This is a genomic window from Aquibium sp. ELW1220, assembly GCF_030398385.1.
Classification (GTDB): domain Bacteria; phylum Pseudomonadota; class Alphaproteobacteria; order Rhizobiales; family Rhizobiaceae; genus Aquibium.
Genome location: NZ_JAOAOQ010000013.1, coordinates 92,710 through 107,022 on the forward strand (window position 1 = coordinate 92,710; position 14,313 = coordinate 107,022).

Annotated in this window: 17 protein-coding genes; 8 read left to right on the forward strand and 9 right to left on the reverse strand. The window is 67.9% G+C overall.

What is annotated here, in order from left to right; all coding sequences use genetic code 11:
- Window positions 1–20: 20 nt before the first annotated feature.
- From puhA to N1F91_RS13925, 8 genes are all read left to right on the forward strand, one after another.
- Window positions 21–803 carry a photosynthetic reaction center subunit H gene (gene puhA, locus N1F91_RS13890; RefSeq protein WP_289992917.1) on the forward strand — a complete coding sequence of 261 codons (783 nt, stop codon included), beginning with the start codon at window positions 21–23 and terminating at the stop codon, window positions 801–803.
- A complete protein-coding gene (gene puhB / locus N1F91_RS13895) occupies window positions 800–1,477 on the forward strand; it encodes a photosynthetic complex putative assembly protein PuhB (RefSeq protein WP_289992918.1) in 678 nt (225 codons plus the stop codon). Before puhA ends, puhB begins: the two co-directional genes overlap by 4 nt.
- Window positions 1,478–1,490: 13 nt before the next feature.
- The gene (gene puhC / locus N1F91_RS13900) at window positions 1,491–1,940 is read left to right on the forward strand and encodes a photosynthetic complex assembly protein PuhC (protein WP_289992919.1); all 450 of its coding nucleotides are present in this window, start codon (window positions 1,491–1,493) and stop codon (window positions 1,938–1,940) included.
- Complete coding sequence (locus N1F91_RS13905; RefSeq protein ID WP_289992920.1) at window positions 1,937–2,239, forward strand: hypothetical protein; 303 nt, start codon at window positions 1,937–1,939, stop codon at window positions 2,237–2,239. The genes puhC and N1F91_RS13905 overlap by 4 nt, the downstream gene beginning before the upstream one ends.
- On the forward strand, window positions 2,236–3,300 hold the full coding sequence (acsF, locus tag N1F91_RS13910; RefSeq protein WP_289992921.1) for a magnesium-protoporphyrin IX monomethyl ester (oxidative) cyclase: 1,065 nt from the start codon (window positions 2,236–2,238) through the stop codon (window positions 3,298–3,300). Before N1F91_RS13905 ends, acsF begins: the two co-directional genes overlap by 4 nt.
- A gap of 8 nt (window positions 3,301–3,308) precedes the next feature.
- Window positions 3,309–4,142: a putative photosynthetic complex assembly protein PuhE gene (gene puhE, locus N1F91_RS13915; protein WP_289992922.1), complete on the forward strand. Its 834-nt coding sequence runs from the start codon at window positions 3,309–3,311 to the stop codon at window positions 4,140–4,142.
- Window positions 4,143–4,204: 62 nt separating this feature from the next.
- A complete protein-coding gene (gene hemA / locus N1F91_RS13920) occupies window positions 4,205–5,419 on the forward strand; it encodes a 5-aminolevulinate synthase (protein ID WP_289992923.1) in 1,215 nt (404 codons plus the stop codon).
- Window positions 5,420–5,450: 31 nt separating this feature from the next.
- Window positions 5,451–6,038 (forward strand): NUDIX domain-containing protein, encoded by a 588-nt coding sequence (locus N1F91_RS13925; protein WP_289992924.1) that lies wholly within the window; start codon window positions 5,451–5,453, stop codon window positions 6,036–6,038.
- A gap of 558 nt (window positions 6,039–6,596) precedes the next feature.
- Here the strand turns inward: N1F91_RS13925 and pufM are convergent.
- The 9 genes from pufM to bchC all read right to left on the reverse strand — a co-directional run bounded on the left by pufM (window position 6,597) and on the right by bchC (window position 14,303).
- Window positions 6,597–7,520 carry a photosynthetic reaction center subunit M gene (gene pufM / locus N1F91_RS13930; protein ID WP_289992925.1) on the reverse strand — a complete coding sequence of 308 codons (924 nt, stop codon included), beginning with the start codon at window positions 7,518–7,520 and terminating at the stop codon, window positions 6,597–6,599.
- Window positions 7,521–7,531: 11 nt separating this feature from the next.
- Window positions 7,532–8,356, reverse strand: coding sequence for a photosynthetic reaction center subunit L (pufL, locus tag N1F91_RS13935; protein WP_289992926.1), 825 nt, complete (start codon window positions 8,354–8,356; stop codon window positions 7,532–7,534).
- 118 nt (window positions 8,357–8,474) lie between these two features.
- Window positions 8,475–8,657 carry a light-harvesting antenna LH1, alpha subunit gene (gene pufA / locus N1F91_RS13940; RefSeq protein WP_187972610.1) on the reverse strand — a complete coding sequence of 61 codons (183 nt, stop codon included), beginning with the start codon at window positions 8,655–8,657 and terminating at the stop codon, window positions 8,475–8,477.
- A gap of 13 nt (window positions 8,658–8,670) precedes the next feature.
- On the reverse strand, window positions 8,671–8,892 hold the full coding sequence (gene pufB / locus N1F91_RS13945) for a light-harvesting antenna LH1, beta subunit (protein ID WP_289992928.1): 222 nt from the start codon (window positions 8,890–8,892) through the stop codon (window positions 8,671–8,673).
- A gap of 123 nt (window positions 8,893–9,015) precedes the next feature.
- Window positions 9,016–9,249, reverse strand: a complete 234-nt coding sequence (locus N1F91_RS13950; RefSeq protein ID WP_289992930.1) for a hypothetical protein — start codon at window positions 9,247–9,249, stop codon at window positions 9,016–9,018.
- A 28-nt stretch (window positions 9,250–9,277) separates the two neighbouring features.
- Window positions 9,278–10,726, reverse strand: a complete 1,449-nt coding sequence (gene bchZ / locus N1F91_RS13955; protein ID WP_289992931.1) for a chlorophyllide a reductase subunit Z — start codon at window positions 10,724–10,726, stop codon at window positions 9,278–9,280.
- Entirely contained in the window at window positions 10,726–12,339 is a 1,614-nt protein-coding gene (gene bchY / locus N1F91_RS13960; RefSeq protein WP_289992932.1) for a chlorophyllide a reductase subunit Y, read from the reverse strand. Before bchY ends, bchZ begins: the two co-directional genes overlap by 1 nt.
- A gap of 12 nt (window positions 12,340–12,351) precedes the next feature.
- Entirely contained in the window at window positions 12,352–13,365 is a 1,014-nt protein-coding gene (locus N1F91_RS13965) for a chlorophyllide a reductase iron protein subunit X (protein WP_289992933.1), read from the reverse strand.
- Entirely contained in the window at window positions 13,362–14,303 is a 942-nt protein-coding gene (gene bchC / locus N1F91_RS13970; RefSeq protein WP_289992935.1) for a chlorophyll synthesis pathway protein BchC, read from the reverse strand. Before bchC ends, N1F91_RS13965 begins: the two co-directional genes overlap by 4 nt.
- Between the last annotated feature and the right edge of the window lie 10 nt (window positions 14,304–14,313).

Sequence of the window (14,313 nt, forward strand, 5' to 3'; positions counted from 1 at the left end):
CGGCAAAGGGGAGAAAGAGCATGTATCCCAACGAATTCACCAGCTACATCGACGCGGCGCAGGTGGCGCTCTACGTCTTCTGGCTGTTCTTCTTCGGCCTGGTCTTCTGGCTTCGCCGGGAGGACCGGCGTGAGGGCTATCCGCTGGAATCCGATCCGACCGGCAAGGTGAAGGACCGCGGCTTCCTGCTGCTGCCGAGCCCCAAGACCTTCCTCCTGCGCGACGGCACCACGGCCACCGCTCCCAATTTCAGGCGCGACCAACGCCCCGTCGCTGCGGTCCGCGTCGGACCCTGGCCGGGCGCGCCGCTGACCCCGACCGGGGATCCGCTGGCCGACGGCGTCGGCCCCGCCGCCTGGGCCGAACGCCGCGAGGTGCCGGACCAGACCTGGGACGGCCACAACAAGATCGTGCCGACGCGCGTCGACGGGCATTACGGCGTGGCGTCGGGTGACGTCGACCCGCGCGGCCTGACGGTCATCGGCCTCGACCGCAAGGCGGCCGGCACCGTCGTCGACATCTGGGTCGACCGTGCCGAGCACGTGATCCGCTACCTCGAGGTCAAGGTCGACGTGCCTGGCATCAACAACGTGCTGATCCCGATGACGCTGTCGACGATCGAGGGATCCGATCTCTCGGGACACAGCGTCAAGGTGCGGTCGCTGAAGGCCGAACAGATCGGCAAGGCACCGCGCCCGGCGTCGGCCGATTCCGTCACCTTCCGCGAGGAGGATCGCATCTGCGCCTATTTCGGCGGCGGCCACATGTACGCGACGCCGCTGCGCTCGGAGCCGCTGCTATGACACGGGAGCACGACGACTTCGCCTTCGAGGCCGCTCCCGGCCTGCCGGCGCCGCTGCCGCGCGGCGAACGCCTGCTGTGGCAGGGACGGCCGCAATGGACGGCGCTCGCGCTTTCGGCGTTCAGGCTGCGCGGCGTGGCGATCTACTTCGTCCTGGTCGGCGCCTGGCGCGCCGCCTCGGTCTGGGCCAATGGCGGCGCAGCCGGCGACATCGTCGCCGCCGCCGCCTGGGTGACGCTGCTCGCCGGGATCACGCTGGCGATCCTGACGACGCTCGCCTGGTTCTATGCGCGCACGACGGTCTATTCACTGACGTCGAAGCGCCTGCTGATCCGCTCCGGCATCGCGCTGCCGATCACGCTCGACATTCCGCTGGCGCTCGTCGAGACCGCAGCCGTCAGGTCGGCTCCTTTCGGCACGTCGAGCATCAGTTTCGTGATCGCAAGGCCCAACCGGATCGCCTGGCTGGCGCTCTGGCCGAACGCCACGCCTTTCGCCTTCAACCACCCGCAACCGATGCTGCGCGCCATCGCCGACGCGCCCGCGGTGGCGCCGCTGATCGCCGAGGCGATGGCCGCCACCGGACAGGGCACCGTCGGTCCGGCGGCACGCCTGCCCGGACGCGCCTCCGCCGTCGCGTCCTCGTCGCAGGGCGCCATCGGCCTGCCCGCCTGAGAAAGAGACCGTGATGACCCAGGCCATCCGCCAGCCCGACCCGCTCCGCCGCCCGGCGATCGCCTGCGGCGCCCTTGCGATGATGGGTATCCTGATCGCGGCCCTCTCGCCCAAATCCGAGGCTCCGATGCCTGCGGGACCTGCAGAGGTCACCCTGCCGATCCGTTTCACGGACGCGCCGGGCGGCATCGTCGTCGTCAGCGACGCGACGACCGGCGACCAGCTGGCGCGCCTGGGCGTCGGCGAGGGCGGCTTCGTTCGAACGACCGTGCGTGGCCTTGCGATGGCCCGCAAGAAGCGCGGCATTTCCGATGCCACGCCCTTCGAACTCGTCCGCTATCCGGACGGGGCCTTGCGACTGGTGGATCCGGAGACCGGACGGACCATCACCTTGAATGCCTTCGGTCAGCCGAATGCCGCAGCATTCGGTGCTTTCATCGATCAGAGGAGGGAACCGATATGATCGAGCATCTTGGACTGGGACGCGAGAAGATCGACGTCCGCTGCATCATCGAGATCGAGAACACCTGGGAAAGCCTGCATGCCCATGTCGAACTGGACGGCGTCGACGTCGGTCCGGGCGACGAGGTGCACGTGCAGGGCGGCGAGATCGTCGTGCCCTATGGCGAGCGCGTGACGCTCGAGCGGATGGCCACCGTCACCAAGGCCGCCGCGCCCGAACGCCTGTGGGTCAGGATGACCGGCGACTTCGAGTTCATGGAACTGCTGGAGTTCAGCTTCTCGTCGGGGAGGGCGTCATGACCATCGAGAAACTGTCGCTGAAGGCGGCCGATACCGACGGAATGGCAGCGCAGTCGACGCTGCTCTCGCCGCGCTTCTACACCACCGATTTCGAGGCGCTCGACCGCATGGACGTGTCGAGCGTCCGGGGCGAATGGGACGCGCTGCTGCAGGAGATGGAGGACGATCCGAACCGCGGCCATTTCAAGCGCAACGAGGACTGGGACAAGATCGACTTCGAGGCGCTGCCGGAAGGGCTGCGCAACGAGTTCGTCGACTTCCTGGTCTCGTCGCTGACGGCCGAGTTCTCGGGCTGCGTGCTCTACAAGGAAATGAAGAAGCGCGGCAAGAACCCGGAGATGGTTCGCCTGTTCGGGCTGATGAGCCGCGACGAGGCGCGCCATGCCGGCTTCATCAACGACTCGCTCAAGGAGTTCGGGATCGGCGTCAATCTCGGCTTCCTGACCAAGGCCAAGAAGTACACCTATTTCCGGCCCAAGTTCATCTTCTACGCCACCTACCTGTCCGAGAAGATCGGCTATGCGCGCTACATCAACATCTACCGCCATTTCGAGCGGCATCCCGAGCGGCGCTTCCACCCGATCTTCAAGTGGTTCGAGAAGTGGTGCAACGACGAGTTCCGCCACGGCGAGGCCTTCGCGCTGCTGATGCGGGCCAATCCGGACTATCTGAAGGGGATGAACCGGCTCTGGGTGCGCTTCTTCGTGCTGGCGGTCTATGCCACCATGTATGTGCGCGATCACGCCCGGCCGGAGTTCCACAAGGCGCTGGGCATGGATCCGACCGAGTACGACTACAAGGTCTTCCGGCTGACGAGCGAGATCACCCGGCAGGTGTTTCCGCTGGTGCTCGACATCGACCATCCGCGCTTCCGCAAGGGGCTGGAGAAGCTTCGCCGCATCAACGAGAAGGCGGATGCGATCAAGGGCAACGGCATTGGCGCCCGGATCCGGCGCGCGGGCTGCGGCCTGTCGGCGGCGATGACCTTCGTGTCGCTCTACACGATCCCGACGATCGAGAACGAACTGCCCGACACCAGCCGCATGCAGCCGGTGTGGTAGGAGGCATCATGTCCGGATACGCGGCGCCCGCCCTTTTCGCCCTGTTCGCCTGGTGGTTCTCCACCGGGGCGATCATCTGGCTGGACGGGCTGCCGCGCGTCACCTTCAAGTGGACCATGGCCGGCGCCACGGCGCTGGCCGCGGCCGGCTTCTGGCTGCTCTGGGCGTCGGCCGGCGGGACGGACGCGCACGACGCCTACCTCGCCTTCTGCGGCGTGCTGGCGGTCTGGGCCTGGCTCGAATCCAGCCTCTATCTCGGCTTCGTCACCGGCCTGCCGATCGAACGCTGCGCGCATGACTGCAAGGGATGGCGCCATTTCGGCCATGCGCTGAAGGCAAACATCTGGCACGAGCTCGCCATCGTCGCCCTGTTCGGCGTGGTGCTGTGGATCTCGTGGGAGGCTCCCAACAAGACCGGGCTGTGGACGTTCCTGATCCTGTGGTGGATGCACGAGAGCGCGCGGCTGAACGTCTTCCTGGGTGTCAGGAACCTGAACGAGCACTTCCTGCCCGAGCACCTGGAATTCCTGAAGGGGTTCATGCGCAAGGCCGACATGAACCTCCTGTTTCCGGTCTCGGTGACCGTATCCACCGTGGTGTGCGCGCTGACGGCCTTCGCGGCCTTCGGCGCAGAGACCGATTTCGAGCGCACGAGCATGATGTTCCTCACGACCATCATGGCGCTCGCCATCATCGAGCACTGGTTTCTCATCCTTCCGCTGCCCTTCGAGGCCCTGTGGAACTGGAGCCTGGGCTCGAGAGACCGGCCCGCGAAACCGCCGGCGGGCGCGCGCCGGATCAGCCCGGCCGCGAAGATCAAGCAACCGAGGCCGGCCGCATGAGCGGCCGCGCCGGACGACCAGGACCGGCAAGACCGCGTCCGCGCATGGAGGAGGACTGCCCCGTGAACTTCGAAGCCTTTTTCGCCACGAAGCTCGATGGCCTGCGCGGCGAGGGTCGCTACCGGGTCTTTGCCGATCTGGAACGGCAGCGGGGGACGTTTCCGCGGGCGACCCGCCATGTCGACGGCCAGACGCGCGAGGTCACCGTCTGGTGCTCGAACGACTATCTCGGCATGGGCCAGCACCCCAAGGTGATCGCCGCCATGCACGAGGCGATCGACCGCTGCGGGGCGGGCGCCGGCGGCACGCGCAACATCTCCGGCACCAATCACTACCACGTGCTGCTCGAGGCCGAACTCGCCGACCTGCACGGCAAGGAATCAGCGCTGCTGTTCACCTCGGGCTACGTCTCGAACTGGGCCGCACTCGGCACGCTCGGCTCGACGATCCCGGACTGCGTCATCCTGTCGGACGCCGGCAACCATGCCTCGATGATCGAGGGCATCCGCCAGTCGAAGGCCGAGCGCCGCATCTGGCGCCACAACGACGTCGAGGACCTCGACCGCATCCTGTCGGAATACGGGCCGGAACGGCCGAAGATCGTGGCCTTCGAGAGCGTCTATTCGATGGACGGCGACATCGCGCCGATCGCCGAGATCCTGGCGGTGTGCGAGAAGCACGGCGCGATGAGCTATCTTGACGAGGTGCATGCGGTCGGCCTCTACGGGCCGCGCGGCGGCGGCATCGCCGAGCGCGAGGGGCTGATGGACCGCGTGACGCTGATCGAGGGGACGCTGGGCAAAGCTTTCGGGGTCGTCGGCGGCTACATCGCCGGCTCGGCGGCGCTGTGCGACTACATCCGCTCGTTTGCGAGCGGATTCATCTTCACCACCGCCCTGCCGCCGCATGTGGCGGCCGGCGCGCGGGCCTCGATCCGGCACCTGAAGGAGAGCCAGATGGAGCGCGCCCGCCACCAGGAGCGGGTGCGCAAGGTGCGTGCGCGGCTCGACGCGATCGGCATCCCGACCATGCCGAACCCCAGCCACATCGTGCCGGTGATGGTGGGCGACGCGGCCAAGTGCAAATGGCTGTCGGACCTCCTGCTCGACAGCCACGGCATCTACGTGCAGCCGATCAACTACCCGACCGTGCCGCGCAAGACCGAGCGGCTGCGCATCACGCCGACGCCGTTACACACCGACGCCGACATCGACCACCTCGCCGGCGCCCTGTCGGAACTCTGGTCGCGCTGCGCGCTGGCCAGGAAGGTGGCATGACGGCCGGGATGATGGACGGGAGTTGGAGACGATGATGTCCGCCACCGCGATTTCGCAGCGGCTCGATCCGGCGGAGGAGACCATCGTCGCGATCGCAGGCGACGGGTCCTTCCTGCCGGTGTGCAAGCTCGACGCCCATTATCGCGGCCAGAAGCACCTCGCGGTGTCGGTCTTCGTCTTTGCCGGCGCCCGCTTGCTGGTGCAGCGCCGGGCGTCGGGCAAGTACCATTCCGGCGGCCAGTGGGCCAATTCCTGCTGCACCCATCCCAACTGGGCCGAGGCGCCCGCTGCCTGCGCCCGCCGACGCCTCCTGGAGGAACTCGGCTTCACGCTGCCGCTCTCGGCGCGCAACGTCGTGGACTACCGCGCCGACGTCGGCAACGGCATGATCGAGAACGAACGGGTCCACATCTTCGAGGCGCATGTTTCGCCCGCCGCCGCGGCCGGAGGCGCCGCGGCACTTCCGCTCGACCGCTTCGACCCGGCCGAGGTGCAGGCCGTTGCCTGGCTCGACCGGGACGAGCTGCACGCGGCGATCGCCGCCGACCCGCAGTCCTTCACCCCGTGGTTCCGGATCTATCTCGACCGCTGGAGCGAGCTCGGCCTGCAGGCCGCCTGAGCCGGCCTCGCTCGGCTGACCCGGCTACGGCTCCGCCAACCTATCGCCACCCTTCATCGCCTGAGTTCGAAGGAGCCCGTGTCCCCACAGGGAAGCGGGCTCTTCGTCGCTTGATGCGATCGCGGCGGGAGACGGGGCGTTGGCCGCTGCTTTCGCCGGCCATGCCATGGGCGATGAGGCTCGATACCGGTGGAGGGCGGCCGCGCGGAAGGGGCCGTGCGGCAAGCGGTCTGCCCCGTGGCGACCTCCTCCCGGCGATCCCATCCTTGAAGACCCTCCGCATGCCTCGATGGGGCGGGAGGGGCGGCCGTCGGTGGTCGAGGCGGGTTCGACGGAGGCGGTCGGGCACCGTCAGATCGACGGGCGACGACCGCGATGCGCGGCGCCGGCCGACTGCGTCGTCGGGAAACGGCGAGGGCCCGGATCCTGCTCGGATCCGGGCCCTTTCCTTCAGGACGAACAGGAGGGGACGTCCGTCCCGGTCGCGGCGAAGGCGTTGCGATCCCGCCTGTCGCCGACGTCGAACCGGGCTTCCGCAGGTCGCCCGGCCCGTTTCGATCAGCCCGGAGCGAGCCCGTGCTTTACGCCCCAGCCGAACCAGTCGTCGACGACGGTTCCCGTGAGCAGGATGCCGATGCCGCCGGTCAGCGGGCAGAGGACGGCGAACCACCAGGCCCAGCGATGGATGGATTCCATCGTGGCGTTGAAGCCCATCGTCCAACGCCAGAACAGCGCCGCGCGCTCCGAGGCCGTGCCGCGGTCGACGATCTGCTCGATCTCGCGTTCGCCGCCGAAGCGGCTGACGGCCAGGATGGTCGCGCCGTGCATGGCAAACAGCACGGCCGAACCGTAGAGGAAGGCGATGGAGAGCGCGTGGAAGGGATTGTAGAACAGGTTCCCGTAAATCAGGGAGAAGTTGTTCGTCCAGTCCAGGTGCGGGAAGATGCCGAAAGGCACGCCCTCGCTCCACGATCCCATCAGCAGCGGGCGGATGAAGCCGAGCACGAGATAGAGCCAGATCGCCGAGGCGAACGCCCAGGGCACGTGCGTGCCCATGCCGAGCGCCCGGGCGCGGCGGTACATGCGGGCCCACCACAGCAGGATCGCCGAGGTGAGGAAGAAGCCGGCCATCAGCCACCATCCGCCTTCCTTCAGCGGCGGCAGGATGCGCAACCCGTGCTCGGGCAGGGGCGGATCGAGCGACAGCCAGAAGAACTGCTTGATGAATTCCTGCGGGTCCCAGTTGACCTTGGCCAGCATGTTAAGGCCGATGATCTCGATGGCGACGAAGCCGCACATCAGCGATGCGAGGCCAAGCCAGCCGAGATAGATCGGGCCGATCTGCGCGTCGCCGAAGCGGCCGAACAGATGAACGAAGCGCGACTGCGTCTCGCGGTTCCAGATCCCGGCGGGGATCGGCACGCCCATGTCGGGAGCGCCGCGCACCTGAACCCGGGTGAAGATGTTCTGATTCTCGAGCATGGTCTCCTCCCTCAGCTCCAGACCGGGATCCGGCGCCACCATTCCCACCATTCCGACCAGGCCTCGGTCCAGAGCGGCCCGGAGATGATGATGCAGACCGCGCTCCAGAAGGATGCCGAGATGGCTAGGAACAGGCCGAGCCGGTGGATGCCCAGCGTGCCGATCGAATAGCCGATCGTGTCGCGGAAATAGGTGTTCTCGTGTTCGGCGGTCTTCACCGCCTGGCCCTTCTTCGGATTGGTGGCCGACAGGATCAGGCCGCCGTGCAGGGCGAGCGCCAGGCAGTTGGTGAAGAAGAAGGTGATCGCGATCATGTGCGCGGGATTGTAGTGGAAGTTCCCGTAGGCGTAGCCCGTGGCCGAGACCCAATCGAGATGGGTGAAGATGCCGTAGGGAAAGCCGTAGGACCACGCGCCCATGAGCACCGGCCGGAAGACGACCAGCGTGACATAGGCGAGGATCGCGAAGGAAAAGGCCCAGGGCACGTGCATGCCCATGCCCAGCTTGCGGGCGATCTCGGCCTGGCGCAGCGCCCAGGAGCCGAAGGCACCGATGGCGCAGATGGTGATCACCTGCCACAGCCCGCCTTCCTTGAGCGGCGCGAAGCCCAGCCCGATTTCCTCGGCCGGCGGGTTGATCGAGATCTGCCAGATGTTCCAGGTGGGGCCGAGCGATGCGCCATAGACGATCAGCGCGGTTCCCAGCGCGGTAAAGAAGATGGTCGTGACCCCGAAGAAGCCGACATAGAAGGGGCCGACCCAGAAGTCGAAAAGGTCGCCGCCGAGCAAGGTACCGCCCCTGACCCGGTATTTGCGTTCAAAACTCAGCATCGCCATGTCGAGCCTCCCCCATCAGGGCGCGATTTGCGCGGCGCGACGGCGCCGCCGAATTGGATCGGCGCGGGCGGCACGGCAGCCGCCCGCGTCATTCTCGGTTCCGTCCCGGCCTCGCCCGTCAGGCGACGTCGGCGACCAGCTCCACCGTGGCGGCGGCAGCGGCAGGCCGCGGCCCTTCCAGCCAGTTGAAGCGGTCGGTGCTGAGCAGGATGAAATGAATCACCAGCGCCAGCACGAACAGGAAGGTGAAAAGTGCGACCAGCGACCTGCGCGGATCGAACAGAAGCCAGATTCTCCACATCGTATGTTCCCCCTTATCCGACGAGCGAGAGGAGGGCGCTCGTGATCGGCTGCACGCCGTTCTCGAGCGATGCGTAGCCTTCCGGCCCGGGAAGCCACGGACGCCACATCCAGGCGAGGATGTGGGCGATGACCGCGACGATCACGAACGCAATAAAGCTACTCATGAACACGGAATGGAATTCCCTGGCTTCCGCTTCAGAGAGCCCCGACAGGGACCCGTCACTAGCAGCCATGGCTACCTCCTTCAGTTCGGCCTTTCGGCCATGAACCGGACGGTGATTCGTCCGGCGGTTGTGCCGGCGGCCCGCGGGCCGTCGACCTCCTCCGTCAGGTTGCCCTGCCGGAAGCTCTGTCGTTCACCGGAAGGCGAACGGAATGCAGGACCGGGCGGCCGCGCGGGCCTCCGAGAAGACGTTGCGCCGCGGAACGCGCCGTGCCTCGACCAGGCCGACGAGCCCGAGAAGGCGCTCGATGACGACGGCGAGGAGGAACAGCGGATAGGCCAGGATGCAGATCAGCCGGTATTCGCGCTGTTCCGCGCGACGGCGGTTGTGGCGCGGGTAACGGGCGTCCATCTCGATGCTTGCCATGATCGTTCTCCCCTGGTTTTCCCGCTCGTCACGCGAGCTCGAGCGTCTCGGCCAGCGTGGCCTCGATGCGTTCGCTGGTGACGCGCCGTTCGCCGGCGCTGCGGGCGGATCGTTCGGTGCGGTCGCGCAGCCGCTTTGCGGCGGATATGCGCACCAGCACCGGATAGCTGTCGACGGCACGGTCGAGTGCGGCGCGCGCCGCCTCGTCCCAGGCGATCTCGCGTTCCAGCCGGGACGGCGTCGGCTCGACCCGATCGAGGTCGGCGGCCATCGGCAGGATGCGGAAGAGGGCGTCGAAGAGCGCATTGCAGACCTCCTGGATGAGGTAGGTCGCGCCCGAGTAACCCATGAACGGCGTGCCCGTGTGCCGGCGGATGATGGCGCCGGGAAACGAGGCCGGGATGTAGGACGAGCGGCCGCCCGCCTCGGCGGCGTACATGCGCTCGTTGAAGGAGCCGAACAGGACCAGCGGCTGCTTGCCCTTGATCAGCGCCCGCACCGCCTCGTTGTCGGGCTTCTCGCCCGGGCGTCTTGCGACCGCGAAGGCGCAGGGGAAGCCGAGGTCCGTCTCGAGAAAGTTCCGGACGCCCCGCGCATAGGTCTCGGAGGCGACGATGCCGAAGCTGGCGGTGGCGAAGAAGTCCTGCGTGACCGAACGCCAGAGATCCCAGGCGGGCTTCAGCGTCGTCATCTTCTCGCGCTCGATGAAGGGTTCGGGGTCGATCCCGGTCAGCTCGCCGAGCTTGCGCAGAAAGGCGGTGGTGGAGTGCAGCCCGATCGGCGCCTGCAGGTAGGGCTTGTCCAGCGCCTCGCAGAGCTTGCGGCCGAATTCCCGGTAGAGGCAGACGTTGACGTCGGCGTCGGCGAGCTTCGGCGTATCGGAGAGATCGGCGCCGAGCGGGTAGACGAGATTGAGCTCGCAGCCGATGCCTTCGACGAGCCGGCGGATCTCGGCGAGGTCGGACGGCATGTTGAAGGTGCCGTAGATCGGGCCGACGATGTTGACCCTCGGCTTCGCGCCATCGGGCCGCGGCGGCGCCTTCTTCGGCTTCTTCTTCTGGCCGAATTCCTTCCAGAGCCACAGGAGGGCGCGGTCGGCGCTCTGCCACTGGTCCTCGTCGATGGTGCGCGGGAGGAAGCGCATGATGCGCGTGCCTTCCGGGGTGACGCCGCCGCCGATCATCTCGGCGATCGAGCCGGTGACGACGACTGCAGGCTTGTCCGGATCGAGGGTCGAATGGGCGCGCTTCATCGCCTGCTCGGTGCCCTTCTGGCCGAGTTCCTCCTCGGCCAGGCCCGTCACCACGATCGGCAGTTCGTGCGGCGGCAGGGCGTCGGTGTAATGGAGGACGGCCGTCACCGGCAGGTTCTCGCAGCCGACCGGACCGTCGATGATCACCTGCAGGCCCTTGAGCGCGGTGAAGACGTAGACGGAGCCCCAGTAGCCGCCGGCGCGGTCGTGATCGGCGATCAGCATCAGAAGTCCTCCATCCGGACGGAGGCCTTGGCGGCGACGAGCGGCCTGGCCGCGACGGGCTTCTCCTTCGGCGGGAGGCGGCCGGCATCCGGCCAGATGCCGGCGCGATGGCCTTCGCCGACGCCGTCGAAGAAGGCCGACATGCGCTCGAAACGGCCCTTGTTGGCGACCGCCGCGTTGACGACAGCGGCCAGCGAACCCGCGCCGGCCGGCCCCATCAGCGGGCGCGCCGATATGAGGTTGGTGAAATAGAGCGAGGGAATCGACTTCTGCTTGGCGTGCTGCACCACGGGCGTGGTGCCGATGGCGAGGTCGGGGGCGTAGCCGTCGACGGCCGCGAGATCGGTTTCCAGCGAGGCTCGGAACTCGACATGGATGCCCTGCGCGCGCAGCCAGGCGGCGTCCTCGGCGTTCCAGCGGGTGGCGGGGCAGGCGGTGCCGACATAGCGCAGGTCGGCGCCGGATTCCTTGAGCAGGCGGCCGACGATCAGTTCGGAGCCCTCATAGCCCGATAGGGTGATGCGGGCCTTGACCGGGGCGGTCTCGAGCGCGCCGCGGATGGCGGCAAGGATCGGTGCCTTGGCCTTGTCGATGGTCGACTGCGGAACGCCGCAGCTGCGTCCGACGGCATCGAGCCAGGCCGCGGTTCCGGCAATGCCGACGGGGGCGGAGCCGACGATCGGGCGGCCCGCAGCCTCGAACTCGCGGATCGAGGCGGTGTAGAAGGGATGGATGGCGGCGACGGCCACGCAGTCGAGCGCGGCATAGAGTTCGCGCCATTCGCGCGTCGGCACGACCGGACCGGCGGCAAGGCCCATCGGCTCCAGCATGCGCCCGATGGTCACCGGATCGACCGGGAACATTTCGCCCAGAAGCGCCACCGCCGGCAACTCCTTGCGGCCGCCGGAGGGCGCCTGCACCGGACCCGCCTGGGCTTCCTTTCTGGCATAGGCGAGCATTGCGCCGGCCAGCACGTCCTTGGCCTCGGCATGGGTCGGCACGCCGAAGCCCGGCACGTCGATGCCGATGATGCGCACGCCGTTGATCTCCTTCGGCAGCGCGCGCAGCGGCACGCCCGAGGCGGTGGGAACGCAGAGATTGGTCACCACGATCGCGTCGTAGAGCGCTGGATCGGCGAGGCCGTGCACGGCGTCGCGAATGTCCTCGTAGAGCTTGCCGGTGACGAGCGTCTCGGAGTTGAACGGCACGTAGCCGACGGTGCGCTTGGCGCCGTAGAAGTGGGACGTGAAGGTCAGGCCGTAAACGCAGCAGGCCGAGCCCGAGAGGATGGTCGCCGTGCGGCGCATGCGCAGCCCGACGCGCAGCGAGCCGAAGGCCGGACACATGGATTGCGGCTGGTCGTGCGGGCCTTGCGGATAGTCGGCCTTCAGACGCTCCATGAGTTCCGAATTGCCCGACGCCATCGCCGCACGTGTCAGCTCGGCCTTGCCGCCGTGGCAGCCCTGGCCGGTCTCGGCCGGGGCTGCCGGCGCCGGATCGCGGGAGGATGCGACCGGCAGATTGTCCAGTTCGGTCTCGGCGGCGCGGTCGTAGACGACCTCCGGGCCGGCGGTGTCGAGCGACCTGTCTGGGCTGTGCGGAAGGCTTTCCATGGGCCGCGCCACTCAGATTTCGTCGTAGACGACTTCGAGGGACGGGCGCTCGATGACGATGCCGCCGCGCATGTCGGCCTGGGAGGCGGGCTCCAGCACGACGTTGCCGCCGGTGTCGCTGGCCGAGAACAGGCCGAGCAGCATGTCCTGGGTGAGCGGGTTGGGCCGCTGTGGCTGCGCGACCGCGACGTTCTCGGCGAGTTCGGCGAAGAGCGAGCCCCATTCGCCGCCGGGATAGCCGACGATCTGGTAGTTGGCGCTCTTCTTGCGGATGTCGTCGTTGGCCGGGATCGAGGCCAGGACGGGGATGCCGACCGCCTTGGCGAATTCCTGCGCCTCGCCGGTGCCGTCGTCCTTGTTGATGACCATGCCGGCGACGCCGACATTGCCGCCGAGCTTGCGGAAGTAGTCGACGGCCGAGCAGACATTGTTGGCGACGTAGAGCGACTGCAGGTCGTTGGAACCGACGACGATGACCTTCTGGCACATGTCGCGGGCGATCGGCAGGCCGAAGCCGCCGCAGACCACGTCGCCCAGGAAGTCGAGCAGCACGTAGTCGAAGCCCCAGTCGTGGAAGCCGAGCTTCTCCAGCAGTTCGAAGCCGTGGATGATGCCGCGACCGCCGCAGCCGCGGCCGACCTCGGGACCGCCGAGTTCCATGGCGAAGACGCCGCCGCGCTTGAAGCAGACGTCGCCGATCTGGACGTCCTCGCCTGCGGCCTTCTTGCGCGAGGAGGTCTCGATGATGGTCGGGCAGGCGCGGCCGCCGAACAGCAGAGACGTCGTGTCGCTCTTGGGATCGCAGCCGATGAGCAGGACGCGTTTGCCCTGCTGGGCCATCATGTGGGAGAGGTTGGCGAGCGTGAACGACTTGCCGATGCCGCCCTTGCCGTAGATCGCGATGATCTGCGTTTCCTTCTTCGCCTCGCCGACATGAACGGGATCCGGCTCCTGCGCCGCTTCGGCGCGCACGGCCTCGACCAAAGCGAGCAAGCCGCCTTCCGGAGTTTTCACGGGAGCGTTCATGCGGCATTTCTCCAGTCGAGCACCATCTTCAGGCAGGACGAGTCGCCGAAGGCGGTGCGGTATGCGTCGCCGGCGTCAGCCGGGAGCGCGTGGTGCGTGACGATCCCGTCGAGCGAGAGACGACCCGCCTCGATGAGCGCCGAGATGCTGTCGAGGTCGCCGGGGCGCCACTCGGCGGCGACGCGGAACCGCGCCTCCCGCATGAAGGCGGGCGGGAACGAGAAGGATATCCGATCGGCGTAGAAGCCCCCGAGGGCGATCTCGCCACCGCGGGCAATCCGCGAAACGAGGCTGTCGAAGATGCCGGCATCGCCGGAGAGATCGAGGATGCGGTGGTAGTCGCGGCGCGGATCGTCATCCGGGGCGACGACCGCGTAGGGGAACGCGCCGGTGCGACGCGCGGGATCGGTCTCCCAGATGGTCGGGGCGCGGCCGCCGGTGGCCAGGACGATGCGAGCGGCCAGACGCCCGAGCGCGCCGTGTCCGACGATCAGCTCCGGCGGGCGGCACTGGTCGGGCGACAGGGCATGCCAGGCGGTGGCGGCCAGCGCCAGCAGCACGGCGTCGTCGCCGATGGCCGGCGAGACCGCCATGGTCCGGCGGCCGGGGACGACGATGCGCGATGCCGCGCCGCCGAACAGCCCGCGCACGGGACCGTAGCAATTGGCACCCGGCACGAAGACGCGGTCGCCGATATGGCGCAGCGACTGCGGTCCGGCTTCGACCACCCTTCCGACGGTTTCGTATCCCGGGACCAGCGGGTAGGCCATGCCGGGGAATGCCGGCATGCGGCCGGTGAAGAGGAGCTTCTCGGTTCCGGTCGAGATGCCGCTGTGTTCGACCTCGACGATCACGTCATCGTCGCTCGGGTCAGTCAGATCGAGTTCCGCGAGTGAGATGTGCCCGGGGCTCTCGAGAACGACGGCTTGTGACCGCATCCCCTCCTCC

Excerpts from the sequence above, each read along its gene's own strand:
- puhA (WP_289992917.1), top strand. The coding sequence starts at position 21 with ATGTATCCCAACGAATTCACCAGCTACATCGACGCGGCGCAGGTGGCG.
- puhB (WP_289992918.1), top strand. The coding sequence starts at position 800 with ATGACACGGGAGCACGACGACTTCGCCTTCGAGGCCGCTCCCGGCCTG.
- puhC (WP_289992919.1), top strand. The coding sequence starts at position 1,491 with ATGACCCAGGCCATCCGCCAGCCCGACCCGCTCCGCCGCCCGGCGATC.
- N1F91_RS13905 (WP_289992920.1), top strand. The coding sequence starts at position 1,937 with ATGATCGAGCATCTTGGACTGGGACGCGAGAAGATCGACGTCCGCTGC.
- acsF (WP_289992921.1), top strand. The coding sequence starts at position 2,236 with ATGACCATCGAGAAACTGTCGCTGAAGGCGGCCGATACCGACGGAATG.
- puhE (WP_289992922.1), top strand. The coding sequence starts at position 3,309 with ATGTCCGGATACGCGGCGCCCGCCCTTTTCGCCCTGTTCGCCTGGTGG.
- N1F91_RS13925 (WP_289992924.1), top strand. The coding sequence starts at position 5,451 with ATGATGTCCGCCACCGCGATTTCGCAGCGGCTCGATCCGGCGGAGGAG.
- pufM (WP_289992925.1), bottom strand. The coding sequence starts at position 7,520 with ATGCTCGAGAATCAGAACATCTTCACCCGGGTTCAGGTGCGCGGCGCT.
- pufL (WP_289992926.1), bottom strand. The coding sequence starts at position 8,356 with ATGGCGATGCTGAGTTTTGAACGCAAATACCGGGTCAGGGGCGGTACC.
- pufA (WP_187972610.1), bottom strand. The coding sequence starts at position 8,657 with ATGTGGAGAATCTGGCTTCTGTTCGATCCGCGCAGGTCGCTGGTCGCA.
- pufB (WP_289992928.1), bottom strand. The coding sequence starts at position 8,892 with ATGGCTGCTAGTGACGGGTCCCTGTCGGGGCTCTCTGAAGCGGAAGCC.
- N1F91_RS13950 (WP_289992930.1), bottom strand. The coding sequence starts at position 9,249 with ATGGCAAGCATCGAGATGGACGCCCGTTACCCGCGCCACAACCGCCGT.
- bchZ (WP_289992931.1), bottom strand. The coding sequence starts at position 10,726 with ATGCTGATCGCCGATCACGACCGCGCCGGCGGCTACTGGGGCTCCGTC.
- bchY (WP_289992932.1), bottom strand. The coding sequence starts at position 12,339 with ATGGAAAGCCTTCCGCACAGCCCAGACAGGTCGCTCGACACCGCCGGC.
- N1F91_RS13965 (WP_289992933.1), bottom strand. The coding sequence starts at position 13,365 with ATGAACGCTCCCGTGAAAACTCCGGAAGGCGGCTTGCTCGCTTTGGTC.
- bchC (WP_289992935.1), bottom strand. The coding sequence starts at position 14,303 with ATGCGGTCACAAGCCGTCGTTCTCGAGAGCCCCGGGCACATCTCACTC.